The organism is Leuconostoc sp., assembly GCF_965300815.1.
The window spans coordinates 1-14,758 of the sequence record NZ_CBDKZH010000031.1 but is presented as its reverse complement, the minus strand read 5'-3'; the positions used below and the strand labels follow the sequence as shown (position 1 = coordinate 14,758).

11 protein-coding genes and 3 pseudogenes are annotated in these 14,758 nt (G+C 44.7%); all 14 read right to left on the bottom strand.

Annotated elements, in window-relative coordinates; all coding sequences use genetic code 11:
* Positions 1-74: 74 nt before the first annotated feature.
* Positions 75-812 carry an RsmE family RNA methyltransferase gene (locus ACW12G_RS03490; protein ID WP_455647278.1) on the bottom strand — a complete coding sequence of 246 codons (738 nt, stop codon included), beginning with the start codon at positions 810-812 and terminating at the stop codon, positions 75-77.
* Complete coding sequence (gene prmA, locus ACW12G_RS03485; protein WP_455646965.1) at positions 812-1,690, bottom strand: 50S ribosomal protein L11 methyltransferase; 879 nt, start codon at positions 1,688-1,690, stop codon at positions 812-814. The genes ACW12G_RS03490 and prmA overlap by 1 nt, the downstream gene beginning before the upstream one ends.
* Positions 1,687-2,757 (bottom strand): annotated as a pseudogene (locus ACW12G_RS03480) (zinc-binding alcohol dehydrogenase family protein). The gene prmA and the pseudogene ACW12G_RS03480 overlap by 4 nt, the downstream one beginning before the upstream one ends.
* A gap of 9 nt (positions 2,758-2,766) precedes the next feature.
* The gene (locus ACW12G_RS03475; RefSeq protein ID WP_010005652.1) at positions 2,767-3,564 is read right to left on the bottom strand and encodes a hypothetical protein; all 798 of its coding nucleotides are present in this window, start codon (positions 3,562-3,564) and stop codon (positions 2,767-2,769) included.
* Entirely contained in the window at positions 3,548-5,401 is a 1,854-nt protein-coding gene (gene lepA / locus ACW12G_RS03470; RefSeq protein ID WP_455646399.1) for a translation elongation factor 4, read from the bottom strand. The genes ACW12G_RS03475 and lepA overlap by 17 nt, the downstream gene beginning before the upstream one ends.
* Before the next feature lie 118 nt (positions 5,402-5,519).
* Positions 5,520-6,407 carry a DMT family transporter gene (locus tag ACW12G_RS03465; RefSeq protein ID WP_077282953.1) on the bottom strand — a complete coding sequence of 296 codons (888 nt, stop codon included), beginning with the start codon at positions 6,405-6,407 and terminating at the stop codon, positions 5,520-5,522.
* Positions 6,408-6,497: 90 nt separating this feature from the next.
* Positions 6,498-7,547: a Gfo/Idh/MocA family oxidoreductase gene (locus ACW12G_RS03460; RefSeq protein WP_455647277.1), complete on the bottom strand. Its 1,050-nt coding sequence runs from the start codon at positions 7,545-7,547 to the stop codon at positions 6,498-6,500.
* Between the two features lie 42 nt (positions 7,548-7,589).
* A pseudogene (glyS, locus tag ACW12G_RS03455) lies at positions 7,590-9,650 on the bottom strand (glycine--tRNA ligase subunit beta).
* Positions 9,651-9,721: 71 nt separating this feature from the next.
* Positions 9,722-10,663: pseudogene (gene glyQ / locus ACW12G_RS03450) on the bottom strand (glycine--tRNA ligase subunit alpha).
* A 52-nt stretch (positions 10,664-10,715) separates the two neighbouring features.
* On the bottom strand, positions 10,716-11,129 hold the full coding sequence (locus ACW12G_RS03445) for an iron chaperone (RefSeq protein WP_455647276.1): 414 nt from the start codon (positions 11,127-11,129) through the stop codon (positions 10,716-10,718).
* 205 nt (positions 11,130-11,334) lie between these two features.
* Positions 11,335-12,297 (bottom strand): DUF805 domain-containing protein, encoded by a 963-nt coding sequence (locus ACW12G_RS03440; protein ID WP_455647275.1) that lies wholly within the window; start codon positions 12,295-12,297, stop codon positions 11,335-11,337.
* A gap of 203 nt (positions 12,298-12,500) precedes the next feature.
* The gene (gene frr / locus ACW12G_RS03435) at positions 12,501-13,046 is read right to left on the bottom strand and encodes a ribosome recycling factor (protein WP_010000912.1); all 546 of its coding nucleotides are present in this window, start codon (positions 13,044-13,046) and stop codon (positions 12,501-12,503) included.
* Positions 13,046-13,771, bottom strand: a complete 726-nt coding sequence (gene pyrH, locus ACW12G_RS03430) for a UMP kinase (protein ID WP_029509848.1) — start codon at positions 13,769-13,771, stop codon at positions 13,046-13,048. Before pyrH ends, frr begins: the two co-directional genes overlap by 1 nt.
* A 91-nt stretch (positions 13,772-13,862) precedes the next feature.
* Entirely contained in the window at positions 13,863-14,738 is an 876-nt protein-coding gene (gene tsf / locus ACW12G_RS03425) for a translation elongation factor Ts (protein ID WP_455647274.1), read from the bottom strand.
* Positions 14,739-14,758: the final 20 nt, after the last annotated feature.

Sequence of the window (14,758 nt, the reverse complement as noted above, 5' to 3'; positions counted from 1 at the left end):
CAATTCTATCTTATCTGATTATATTACAGCGTACGTTAATATAGTAGCCCAATGTTATGTTTTGTGGCAAAAAATTAATTTAATTCTTTTAAAACACTAATTGCCGATAAGGCATACAATGGTGCCGTTTCGGCACGTAAAATGCGTGGCCCTAGCCCTGCTGGTTTAAACCCATGTGCACTTAAGGCCGCCACTTCATCAGCTGTGAGGCCGCCTTCAGGCCCAAATACCAGGGCCAGTGACGCCTCCGCTGGTAAGGGCTTGACGACTTGAACAAGCGTCCCCACTTCGCCCTCACGCGCAGATTCTTCCCAAGCGACTATCCCAGCTTTCTTGGGTAACGACAAGACTTCTGACCACGATAAAAAATCAATGGTCGGAATCATCAAACGATGCGACTGTTCTGCTGCTGCTTGCGCAATTTTTTCTAAACGCATCGCTTTTTTAAGCTGTTGTTTCCGCCAATCAGCCACTGTGCGTGTCATCGTTGTAAAAATAATGCGATGCACACCAAGTTCCGTGGCTTTTTGAACAAACCAATCAGACCGATCATTTTTTAACGGCGACACGATTACCGTGACCTGAACTGGCAATTCTACATTTTCCGTTAACCGCGAGACCACTTTTAGGGTCATCTCCGTTGGTGTAATCGCTACGACTTCACCAACGACCACCTCTTGATCTTGACTGACAAACTCTGCTTGCGAGCCGACGCGTGCACGCAAAACCTTACCAAAATGCTTAAAAACATCTTGCTCAGCTGTGAGGACAATGTCATCAGCGATTGGTTGCTTAAGAAAATAACGTTGCATTACTCCGTTTCCTCTCGTTTTGCAATATAACTATGCCATTCACCCATCTGTGCTTTTTGCACCACATGATAGCCATGTGATACCAGTTGCTGTTCAATTTCTGGGGCAATCGCGTCATAGATCCCAGATACCAAGAAATAACCGTTTGGCTTCAGGAGTGGGATTGTTTGTGGAATGAGACGCGCAATGACATCGGCCAAAATATTAGCAACAATTAAATCAACTGGCGCAACGGTCACATCCGCTAATAAATCGCTGGCTACGACAGGAATATCTGCGGCTACTGGGTTTAACGCCAAGTTTTCTTTCGCTACAGCCACTGCCATATCGTCAATATCCGTGGCTAAAATTGGGCCAACGCCTAATTGTCTGGCCGCAACGGCCAAAACACCGGACCCCGTTCCCACATCAATCATCGACTCACCACCACGTACAACTGTTTCAAGGGCTTGCATCATCAACTGCGTTGTCTCATGTGTGCCAGTCCCAAAAGCTAGTTTAGGATCCATCACGATTGGTTTTTCATCAGCCTGCTGTGGTTCAAACGGCTCCCAAGATGGCACAACTGTCAAATGTCGTGTAATCCGTTGCGCATGATAGTATTGTTTCCAATTATTTTCCCAATCAGACTGGGCAATCCCGTTCACAGTCATTGTAGCCGGTGCCGCCTGGATTCCAAAATGCGCCAATTCATCTAGGTCTGCACGAATGGCAGCTAAGACTTTGGGGAATTGCTCATCATCAGCAAAATAGGCAATGACTTGTACCTCAGCCGTGTCTTCAATTTGAACACCTTCCGCGCCAACCCGTAACAAAATATCTGATACCGCTTCGATTGCTTCAGATTGTGTTGTAATTTGCACTGCTTGCCAGTTCATCCTATTTCCTCATGTCTAATCACCGCTTTACCAATCATGTGGCCAGCTTCAACCATGGCTGTTGCTTGGCGCAGATTTTCAACGGTTAAGCCCTCAAATGTTGTCGTGAGTGTCGATTGTATGATATGTTGATCAATTAAGTTGGCGACCGTATTCAAAGCCTCACCTTGTGATGCCATATCGACACCATAGTTGCCCTTGGCAAACATAAAGATCCAGCTAAATTGGGCCCCAATATTTTTCAATGGCCCCATATCAATTGGTCCAGTTGTTTCAACGATGCTGGCAATGCGACCAAATGGGCGAATTGTTGTCAAGACCAATGGCCAATACGTATTGGTATCTTGCAAAATCGCAATACTATCGACTTGTTCATGTTGAATTTTGATCAATTGCGCTTTGATATCTTGCTGATAATCTAAGATATAATCAGCGCCTAGTTGCTTCACCCATTCTACTGATTCTAAGCGCGAAGCAGTCGTAATCACCGTCATACCTAAATATTTTGCCAGTTGAATGAGCATCGAACCGACACCACCCGCACCATTTAAAATTAAAATACTCTTGCCGGCAGCGGTTTCGGCTGTTATATCGTATCCAAAAGCATCGTGTAAAATTTCCACTGCTGTAATGGCAGTTAAAGGCACCGCAGCGGCTTCTGCTGGCGTCAAAGCACGGGGCGCATGTCCCACTAAACGGGCATCGACAACTTGATAATCCGCATGCGCACCTTGTTGCCGTTGTGCGCCAGCATAATAAACTTTATCCCCAACAGCAAAATTTGATACTTCAGCGCCAGTTGCGACCACCTCACCCATTGCATCAAAACCAAGAATGCGAAAAACCCCAGTGTCTTGATAACTTTGGCGCATCTTACTGTCAACTGGATTGAGCCCACTGGCAGCGACTTTAACCAACAATTCATGCGCTGCTGGCCGTGGGCGAGCGACCTTTTAAGCCAGAAAGACATTAGGATCTTCAACAGGTAAGGCTTGGTCAAAACCAACCGCCCACATCTTATCTTGCCCAAAAGGCCATAATTGTTTGAAAGTATCAAGTAATGACATTTAAGACTCCTATTCTGCTAATCCCGTATTTAAAATATTATTGAGTGTTTCCTTTGATACTTGGTAGTCGCCATGTAACCAGCGGCCGGTATAAAGTAAGGTCATTTTAGCTTGAATTGGCTTAGCTGTTGGCAACTGATTTTGTAACACATTTTGCCAATTATCCGACACCATGGCATAAGCAACGAGTCTGAGCTGTGGCTCAGATAATTTGTGCACGTCATCAGCCTTTTTATTCAACTCACCATCGACGTAATCTCGTACTTTCTTTTGTGCCGCTGGAAGATCAATTGGCACAACCGTATAAGACACGGTCGCATTATGGTAACGATCAAAAGTAATCTGATTAATGCGGTAGTGGCGATCGTGTTGTAGCGTTGCCAAATAATGGCGTGATAACGCTGCCATCACTTCTGATTTGTGATAGGTTTTCCCATCAAAGTCCACTTGGTCAGCCACAGCATCCCCATGATTAAGCGCTTGTTGGATACTCGTCGTAATTTCCTTTTGCCAAGCGGCCGGGGTTAAATGCACGACATCTTTCACATTTGGCGCAGATGCCTGCCCTGTTAAACCAAATGATAACGCGGTTGTTGCTTCTTTTTTGGCTAACTTTTGGCGCGTTGCCTGACTGACACCATCATAGTTAAAACCAATCCGTGCGATGGCAAAACCAACAACGCCAAGCATCACCAAGACTGAAACCGTCACAATGATCACACGGTAACGTTGCACAAAGGTCTTTTGTGCCCCACCCCAATATTTGGCCATCCGTGATTTTGGGTAATCCTTAGTTTCCTCGGGCATATTGTGTATCATCCTCCGTCTTCAACACTGCCATAAAGGCTTCTTGTGGGACGTCGACTGTCCCAACGGACTTCATACGTGCCTTACCACGCTTTTGCTTATCCAACAATTTAGCACGACGATCAGGATCACCTGTATGAATCTTGGCCGTCACGTCCTTACGGTAGGCCTTAATATTCGTTCGTGCCAAAATCTTTGCGCCAATCGCTGCTTGTACGGGAATTTCGAAGTTTTGTCGTGGAATAATTTCTTTCAACTTTGACGTGATAATACGACCACGTTCAGCAGCAAAATCACGATGCACAATGAAACTCAATGCATCGACTTTTTCAGAATTCAACAAAATATCAATCTTGACCAAGTCAGATGGGCGATAACCAGAAATTTCATAATCTAGTGAGGCATAGCCACGTGTACTTGATTTTAATTTGTCAAAGAAATTGAAAATAATTTCTGACAACGGCATCTTATATTTGACATTAACACGTGACGCATCCAAATATTCCATCGTTTCAAATTCACCACGCTTACGTTGTGCCAATTCCATGACGGCGCCAACATATTCGTTGGGCACCATAATTTGAGCATCAACATAGGGTTCTTCAATCACCTTTACCTTAGATGGCTCCGGCATTTCTGATGGGTTTTCAATTTCTAATTCTTCGCCATCGTTGGTCAACACACGGTAAGTAACCGAAGGTGCTGTCGTCACAAGATCCAAATCAAATTCACGTTCTAGTCGTTCCTGAATCACATCCATGTGCAACAACCCGAGGAACCCAACACGGTAACCAAAGCCCAAGGCTTGTGATGTTTCCGGTTCAAATGTCAACGCCGCGTCGTTTAACTGCAACTTTTCTAACGCATCACGCAAATCCGTATATTTGGCATTATCAGATGGGTATAGTCCTGAATAAACCATTGGTGTCATCGGCTTATAACCGGCCAACGGTTCAGAGGCAGGATTCGCCACACTGGTAATCGTATCACCAGAATGCGTCGTATGAATGTCTTTGATAGAAGCCGTCAAATAACCAACATCACCAGCCATCAAATAATCACGCTTTTGCGCATTTGGTGACATCACGCCGACTTCATTGACTTCATACTCGGCACCAGTGTTCATCATGCGAATTTTATCACCAGGCTTCACAATCCCTTCACGCACACGCATGTTGACCACAACACCACGGTATGGGTCATAAGCCGAGTCAAAAATCAAGGCCCGTAATGGTGCTTCCAAATCCCCTGTTGGTGCAGGCAAATCCGTAACAATCTTTTCCAGCAATTCTGGAATGCCAATCCCTTTTTTAGCAGAAGCTAACACGGATTCTGAAGCATCAATCCCAATCACATCTTCAATCTCAGCACGAACCTTTTCCGGATCAGCGGCTGGGAGATCAATTTTATTAATGACCGGCAAAATTTCCAAGCCGTTATCTAAGGCCAAATAAACATTGGCTAACGTTTGTGCTTCCACGCCTTGTGAGGCATCAACGACTAAAATGGCCCCTTCGGCGGCAGCCAAAGAACGTGACACTTCATAAGAAAAGTCAACGTGACCAGGTGTGTCAATCAAGTGGAAAATATAAGTTTCACCATCTTTGGCATCATACTGCACTTCGACGGCATTTAGCTTAATGGTAATCCCACGTTCACGTTCCAAATCCATTGTATCCAACAATTGATTTTGCATGTCACGTTCTGCCACCGTATGGGTATGTTCCAAAATACGGTCGGCAATCGTCGACTTCCCGTGATCAATATGTGCCACAATGGAAAAATTACGGATATGTTTTTGTCTCTTTTTAAGTTGTTCTAAATTAATTTCTGTCATGTTTATATTGCGTGAAAAACGCGCTTTCTTTCAATTATTCTATCCTATTCATTTTATCATGAAACCGATAAAAAAAGCGTGATGGCATGCTATTTCTAACATAACACCACACACCTTTTTAGATTGTTCGACGCAACGCTTGAATAAAGACGGTGCTAATAATTAAGATTGAGCCAATCATGTCCGCCACGCCAAATGCGATATGGAAAATCAGGATGCTTAATATCGTCCCCATCAACGGTTCCAGGGCACCTAATGTGCTGGCCACCGTTGGTTTAATCCAAGCCAAGCTCTGAATAAACACGACATAAGCAAACGCTGTCCCAATCAGAATTGAAAAGCTAAGCAGCCCAATGACTGGTAAACGCCAATCTGGCGCGTCAACCCAAACCGGATTCACAAAATTAATCCCAATGCCACTAATCGCCATCGCCCAGGCACTCACCGTGACTGCGCCAAATTTTGTAATCAGTTGATGCGGCAATAACGTATAAAAGACTGCGCCAACACCAGCTAGCAACCCCCAAACTAATGCGGGGGTCGACATTGCCAGGGTGCCAATTTGACCATGTGTGGCAATTAAGACCGTGCCGACAACTGCAAAAATAATGGCGATAACGTCTTGTCGGGCTGGCAGTTGCCAATGTCGAATCGCCAAGAAAATGGCAATCATAATCGGATTCGTAAATTGTAATACCGTTGCGGTAGCGGCATTCCCCGCTTCAATCGCCATAATATACGTGTATTGGACAAATAACATGCCCAAAAACGAGAATACTAACAAATGGCCGGCATCTCGCCAGCGCTTAAACGGCGCAAAAATTTGATTCCCCTGTTTCAAGTAGGCCCAAACGAGCAAGACCGCGCCTGCCACTATCAATCGAAAGGTGGCAAACCAACGCGCATTGACGCCCTGCGCAAATAGCATGTCAACTACGACACTATTAATTCCCCACAACAGTGGCCCAAGGATTGCAAACAGCAAGCCTTTTGTTCTATTCGTCATCTCTTCTCCAGTATGTGTTGTCCCCTCATTTTTAGGTAACAAAATGAAAAAAGTTTAGCAAATTGCCAAACTTAATGTGTTAGGACGTGATTAAAATTTTACGACACTCGGACTATGATTAAAATCAGCCGCCGACAAAATGGTCATCACCGTTAACATTTGTTCATCGCTCACCAATTTGGGTGCGCCATGGGTAAGTGTGTCAAAGATACTGTCATAAATGCGCCCATAATCCCCTGGGATACTTGGGATCTGCTTCTCAATGCGATCGCCGCTTTGATTCACATAAATCAGTTGCCCATAATTTTGTGGCGCATCAAGACCAAATCCTGGTGTACCTGGCATCACGCCGGCTTTTAAATCATTTTCCTGTTCATCAACATTATACTTGATAAACGTGCCTTTTGTTCCACGTAATTGCCACTTTGGGTGTTGTACCATCGCTAATTCGGTGGTTTGTACCGTCGCTTTTACGGCATCCTCATAGAATAAATTCACTTCAATTTGATCATCGACGTCTGCCCCTAATTCACGCGTTGCTCGTAAATCATAGGTCGCAGCTTGTGGTGCCCCGAGTAAACTCACCACTTGATCGACTAAATGGACCCCGTGACCAAAGAGTGACCCATCAATCGTAGGGCCTGAGACCACCCCGTCTGAAGGTCGATAATGGTCCATGTGCACTTCCAACTCCACCAAACGTCCCAAATAACCATGATTCAAAATATGTTGTACGGTTAAAAAATCACTGTCATAGCGTCGTGATTGATAAGGCATCAAAAACAACTGTTGTTCACGTGCCAGTTGGACTAATGTTTGTGCCTCAGCGAGATTAGCTGCCATTGGCTTATCAACGAGCACGTTCTTGCCAGCGGCTAACAACTGCTTGGCAACAGTGAAATGACTGCTAGATGGCGTGACGACCACCACTAAATCAATCGTGTCGTCGTCCAAAATATCTTGTATATCGGTTGAAAAAATCGTCCCAGTTGCTTCCCAGTAAGCTTGATCAGCCGGCCGTTTGCCAAGTGTTGGCGTCACAACACGACCAACGCGGAATTTATCCAAACGTAACTTTAAATACGGTAAATGGTAACGATTCGTACTTTTACCAAAACCAACATAAGCAATATTTAACATGTTATTGTCGCCTCTATCTTTCAGTCTATTGCGGCAGCTCAATTACTTGATAACGATTTTTTCTAAATCACCCAATCCTGAAATCAAGCGGTTAATTAAGTGCAGTTGTGCATAGCGGTTATTTTTAACGGCTTCATCGTCAACATTGACCATTGTCTCGTCAAAGTAGGCCGCAATTGGGGCTTGTAAGTTGGCCAATGCTTGGTAAACAGCTTCACTGCCCGCCATCACTAGCGTGTGCAAATCAAGTGATTGCGTTGCCGCATACAACGCCACTTCAGCTTCATTTTCAAACAAAGCAGGATCAACTGTCGCATCCGTGTCATACTTCACAGCCAAGCGTGACACACGTGTCAATGACGCAACGACATCACGGAAGTTCGCATCATCAGCATGTTGGGCCAGTGTTTGTACACGTTGTGCCACGTACACAACATCCAAGTTCACGACATTAGCAGTACCGGCTGCCACAAGATCTTGACGTATGCCAGCATCAAGGGCTAACTTGCGGACACGATCTAAAATAAAGGCACGGATAGCGGCAGTATCAGCATGACTTGATACCTCACCTGTTTTGTCAATAAAGCTTTCAAGCAATGGCGCTAACGCAATTCGCCACTGCTTGGCTTGTAACGTACGGACAATCCCTGTCGCTGCACGTCGCAAACCATAAGGGTCATTTGACCCTGATGGGACAAGATCGGCCGCAAAGAATGTCACCAAGGTATCTAATTTATCAGCAATCGCTAAGACAGCACCAATATCTGATTGGGCTACTTCACCGGCAGCAGACGTTGGCATGTAATGTTCGCGTACGGCAGTTGCAACTGCAGTGTTTTCACCGAACAATTGCGCATAGTGTTCACCCATAATACCTTGCAATTCGTCAAACTCGCCGACCATGCCCGTCATCAAATCAAACTTATAAATGTCAGCTGCACGTGCCAAATCAGCTTTCTTCGTCTCATCGAAACCTAATCGATCCGCTAATTCAGCTGCCAAAAGGCCGACACGTTGCATATGTTCGTAAACTGTCCCGATCTTTTCATGGAACACCAATTTTTCAACTTTTGCCATATAATCTGCAATCGTCTTTTGTTGGTCTTCATGATAGAAAAATTCAGCATCTTCCAAACGTGCCACCAGCACCTTTTCGTTACCAGCAATCACGTTACGCAAATGTTCATCATTCCCATTACGAACTGATAGGAAATGTGGCAAGAGTTGACCTGATTGATCGGTCACATAAAAGAAACGTTGGTGTTCACGCATTGAGGTCATCAACACATCATCTGGTACGGCCAAATACTTTTCATCAAAGCTACCCGCAAAGGCCGTTGGCCATTCCACAATGTTGTTGACTTCTTCCAATAAGTCTTGTGACTTGTCAGAATTAAGTTGCAACACCCAGCCATTTTCTTTCGCAATGGCTGCCAACTGTTGGCTGATTGTTGCGCGACGTTCGTCGGCATCAACCAACACATGCGCAGCTCTTAACGTTTCCACATAATCCTCAGCCGTTGGGATCGTCACTTGTTCGTCTGACAAGAAACGATGACCCCGCGTGATCCGGTCTGTTTGAACATCTAAAATACTGAAATCCAGCACCTTGTCATCCAATAAGGCGACCAACCAACGAATTGGGCGCACATATAAGAAGGCATTGTTGGCCCACTTCATGTACGTTGAGAACTTCATTTGTGCGACAACTTCATCGCCAATTTGCGCTAAAATTTCTGCCGCTGGCACACCAGGCGTTGTCTTTGTTAGCCAGACATAGCCATCACGTTCTTCAAAGTCTTCCGGCGTTGCCCCTTGGCCGCGCGCAAAACCTTGGGCCGCCTTTGTCCAGTTGCCTTGCTCATCTTTTGCACGGTCAATTGAAGGGCCACGTTTTTCTTCTGACATAGTATCTGATTCAGCAGCGACATCCAATTATTGTACGGCTATACGACGAGGCGTTGAATAAGCCTTAATTTCCCCTACAGCTAAGCGATGTTCGGCTAAAAAGGCTGCTGTCCGCGTTACCAGTTGCGCTTCTGATGGGGTGACCAAATGCGCCGGCACTTCTTCCAATCCAATTTCTAGTAAAAATGTTGACATCTTGATTTCTCCAATTTTAGTTTGTAACCCACATCAACCTGACGAATAACCGTCAAGTCTATTGCGATCCGTTAGACTGTTTCATCCACCGTGTATTTACTATTTTCACCCAGATACTTTTCCCGCAAGGCTTCGTCTTTCAACAAAGGGAAGCCTAACTTAGCCCGTTCTTCGATGAAAACCTTTGATACTTGGCGTGCCATTGTTCGAATCCGGTGAAGGTACCCTGCACGCTCCGTCACAGACACAGTACCACGGGCATCCAATAAATTAAAGGTATGTGATGACTTCAAAATGTAGTCTTAGGCTGGGTGCACTAAGCCAAGGCCCAACAAACGTGTCGCTTCGGCTTCATATTCGTCAAAATGACGCAAGAGCATGTCTTGATCTGACGCTTCAAAGGCGTAAGTTGAATGTTCAAATTCAGGTTCCTTGAAAATATCACCATAAAGGACACCGTTGCCCCATTCTAAATCATAAACAGTTGGGACATCTTGAATATAAGAAGCCAAACGTTCCAAACCATACGTTACTTCAGCCGTGACAGAATCGACTTCAATCCCACCAACTTGTTGGAAATACGTAAATTGCGTGACTTCCATGCCGTCAAGCCAAACTTCCCAACCAATACCAGCCGCACCCATTGAAGGGTTTTCCCAATTGTCTTCAACGAAACGAATATCATGTTCTAGTGGCTTAATACCCAAGGCTTCCAATGAACCCAAGTAAAGCTCTTGGATATTAACAGGACTAGGCTTCATCACCACTTGGAATTGGTGGTGTTGGAACAAACGGTTGGGGTTATCCCCATAACGGCCATCGGCTGGTCGGCGAGAAGGTTGAACATAAGCTGCGTTCCAAGGTTCTGGTCCATTAGCGCGCAGGAATGTGTAAGGGGATTGGGTACCGGCCCCCACTTCATTATCGTAGGCTTGCATCAGGTTTGCACCTTGCTTCGCCCAGTATTGTTGCAACGTTAAAATAATATCTTGCATTGATAATTTATTTGTCATGTTTTACTCCTTATTTTTGACGCCCTGACGGCTACTTATTCGCACCATCCAGTTAGGCAAATTGTAACGTGGTGGCTGGCACATTGAAATGAAATCGTTTCAAATTATACAGCATAATTTTTCCAACCAATGTGCGTAATTTATCGGCTGGATAATCATAAGGGACTTGAATTGACCCTTTACCCATTTGCAGGTGCTCAGCAGTTAAAAAATCTTGATAGGTCTCATTAAATTCTGGCAACACGTAGATGCCCAACCAATTTTTTTGTGCCATTACAAAGAGCAGTGTTTCGGTTGCTTTTTTCCCTTCCACCGGATAAAAACCTGGCATGGCATAGGCAACCCGTTCCGTAATGTCTGGATAAATCTCATGGACAAACTGACGCACGCGTTGCAACTGCGCCAAGTGTTGTTCAGGGATATCGGGATCATCAAAATAAGCTTCAAATTCTCTTGCTGGTGTCATCACAATCTGTCCTTTCTGCACCCAAACAAAAAACGTCCCGATGCCAAAATCATTTGACATCAGGACGCTTGCGCGCGGTTCCACCTGATTTCCTGCCGAAGCAGACACTCGAAGCGTTGATGCCCTCAACCATCGCCACATGATCTCATCGTTTACCAACGTTATTATCTCTTATTATGCCTTGTCATGCACAAAACGTCAAGCCCTACCCACGATATGATTGTATGATTTGATTAACGACCAAATTACATAATGCCATCGTCGGCGCAATGACATACACTGCGCGCAATTGATGATCTGGCGTCTGCCACTCCAAATAACTCATCGCGTCTGGTTGCGTTGCAGTTGGTGACTGGTAAGTCCCATCGTAGCGTGTACCAGACACATCACCTTGGGTAGTTAATTGAAAGTGACTTTGGCTACTGATAGTTTTAAAGGTAAAACTCGCCGTATCGACCCCAAATCCCTGACCACGATCGCGGGTATCAATCACAATATTTTGCGCGAGTTGCCACCATTGTAAGGTTGTGGGATCTTGTTGCCATTGCCCATTCACCGTCATAAAACCAAAACTCACATCCCCAATCGTCATCGCCGGCAATTGCCGATAAGCCGTTGTCAGCTTATCATCAGCCTGTCGTGTCACTGGTTTTTCAGGTACTGATGACGCGACTGCCGCTGTGTCATGGTGCGCAGCACTTGATGGTGATGATTTTGATGTAGCTGTTTTCGGATCGGATAAAACAGGTTGAAGGAGACGATTGATTGTCGCTTGCCCCGCTACCATCAGATAGCCGGTTAACATCATGGTCAACATGCCCAGGCCAATAAAACCAAGACCATAGGCCAGTTTTTGTTTTTGATTGCGTTGTGGTGTCCAATACGCTGATCGTCGAGAGACCATAAAAACAAACCAACCAAAATAGCTCAATACCACAATCAGCAGCAAAAAAACAACCCTAAATGCCGCAACAATCAGTACACCAACCCACAATAAGGTTGAACTTAGGATCACAAACTTAATTTGGTTGAGTGCCAAACCAGTATCTCTTAGCCGGCGTGTCAGTAACGCCCTATCTGGCACAAATTTGATAATATAAAATATCGCCAGACTTTTAAATCCCCAATACCATGACTGAAAAAAGATGACAGGTATCGCTACTAGCATGAGTTCCAGGACGACATTAATGGCCCGAATTCACCAAAAGTCCAACCGGTAGGCGCCTTCACGAAAATTCAACCCCAGTCGCCAATATTGCCAATACCTACGCATCCCGTCTCCAATCATTTAAACAAAAAGACTTGGTGTGTTACCAAGTCTTTTTGCGTCATGTGTTTATCACACACTGCATAAGAAAATACCAACGTGTGTTAGATTGTTAGCAATTCTTTTTCTTTTTCAGCTGCAATCGCATCAATTGCCTTAATGTTGTCATCCGTCAACTTTTGGATAGCATCTTCCGCTTTACGGGCAACGTCTTCAGGCAATTCCTTGTCCTTTTTCACGCTATCCATTGCATCACGACGCACATTACGAACTGAAACTTTCGCCTTTTCAGCTTCAGCTTTCACTTGCTTAGCTAATTCCTTACGACCTTCTTCTGTCATTTGTGGAATTGCCAAACGCACAATATTTCCATCTGAAGCTGGATTTAGTCCAAGATCAGACATGTTAATTGCCCGAATAATTTCGTCAAGCACTGACTTATCAAATGGTGTGATCAACAAGATACGTGCTTCTGGTACTGAGATTGACGCCACTTGATTCAAGGGTGTCATTGCCCCATAATATTCCACTTCAATGCGATCCAAAATACGTGGGTTCGCACGTCCTGTCCGGATACTACCAAGTTCACGTTGTAATGCATCTTGTGCGCCTTGCATACGCGCCTTTGCATCTGTTATATCAAAAGCCATTATTTTCCTCCTGTAACTGTTGTTCCAATATTTTCACCCAATACGACACGCTTCAAATTGCCAGGGGTGTTCAAGTTAAAGACCACAAGTGGCATGTTATTATCCATTGAAAGTGAGCTAGCAGTTGAGTCCATCACTTTCAAACCTTTTTGCAAAATATCTAAGTGTGTTAATTCAGTAAATTTAACGGCATCTGCATTCTTGTTTGGATCAGAATCGTAGACCCCATCCACACCGTTCTTACCCATCAAAATGGCATCCGCGTTAATTTCATTAGCACGCAAAGCTGCCGTTGTATCTGTTGAGAAGTAAGGTGAACCAGTTCCGGCCGCGAAAATCACAATCCGACCTTTTTCAAGGTGACGAATCGCGCGCCCACGAATATAAGGTTCGGCAATTTGTTGCATTGTAATGGCTGTTTGTACACGTGTATCAACGCCAGCGCGTTCCAAGGCATCCTGTAACACCAAAGCATTCATGGTTGTGCCAAGCATCCCTGTGTAATCGGCACGAGAACGTTCCATGCCAACTTTTGATGCGGGTTCACCACGCCAAAGGTTACCACCGCCGACAACAATGGCGATTTGTGTGCCAAGATCGTGTACTTCTTTCAAATCTTGCGCAATTTCAGAAACTACGGCAAGGTCGATGCCTTGTCCTTTGTCGCCAGCTAATGCTTCGCCCGAAAGTTTCATCAATACACGTTTGTATTTAATATCAGTCATGATTTACCTCATTTTCATTATCTAGTCCATTATACCAAAATTTCCCGCAAAAAAAGTGCGTTATATGAAAATAACGCACTTTTATAAGTAATTAACCTAATTGCTTAGCAACTTCTTCGGCCAAGTCTGTCACTTTCTTTTCGATACCATCACCAACTTGGTAACGGACAAATGACTTTACTGAACCATTTTGTGACGCAATAAATTCGGCAACAGTTTGATCACCATTCTTAACGAATGCTTGATCCAACAATGAAATTTCAGCCAAGAACTTCTTGATACGACCTTCAACCATCTTTTCCTTGATGTTGTCAGGCTTACCAGCCAAGTCTTCAGAAGCTAATTGAACAGCCTTTTCCTTTTCAACAACTTCAGCAGGCACATCAGCGTCTGATACGTATTGTGGTGCAATGGCAGCAACGTGCATTGCGATGTCCTTAGCAGCTTCTTCAGAGGCACCTTCAACAACAACCAATGCTGAAATTGAACCAGCCAAGTGAGAATAAGCACCGAAGTTTTCTGAATCTGCCTTTTCAACAACTGTGAAACGACGCAAAGTGATCTTTTCACCAGTAATTTGTGTTGTACCGATGATCTTTTCGTTCAAAGTTTGACCAGCTTCAACTTCCAAAGCCAAAGCAGCTTCAACGTCTGCTGGTGAGTTTTCAACGATTGTGTTAGCAACAGTCTTCAACAAGTCGTTGAATTCAGCGTTACCAGCCACGAAGTCAGTTTCTGAGTTCAATTCGATGATGGCAGCCTTGTTACCCTTAACGGCAACGTAAGTCATACCTTCAGCAGCAATACGGTCGCCCTTCTTAGCGGCCTTAGCCATACCCTTTTCACGGAGCAAGTCGATTGCCTTGTCAAGGTCACCGTCAGCTTCAACCAAAGCCTTCTTCGCATCCATCATACCAACAGATGTCTTATCACGTAGTTCTTTTAATTGTGCAGCAGTAATTGCCATTATATTGCTCCACTAAAAAT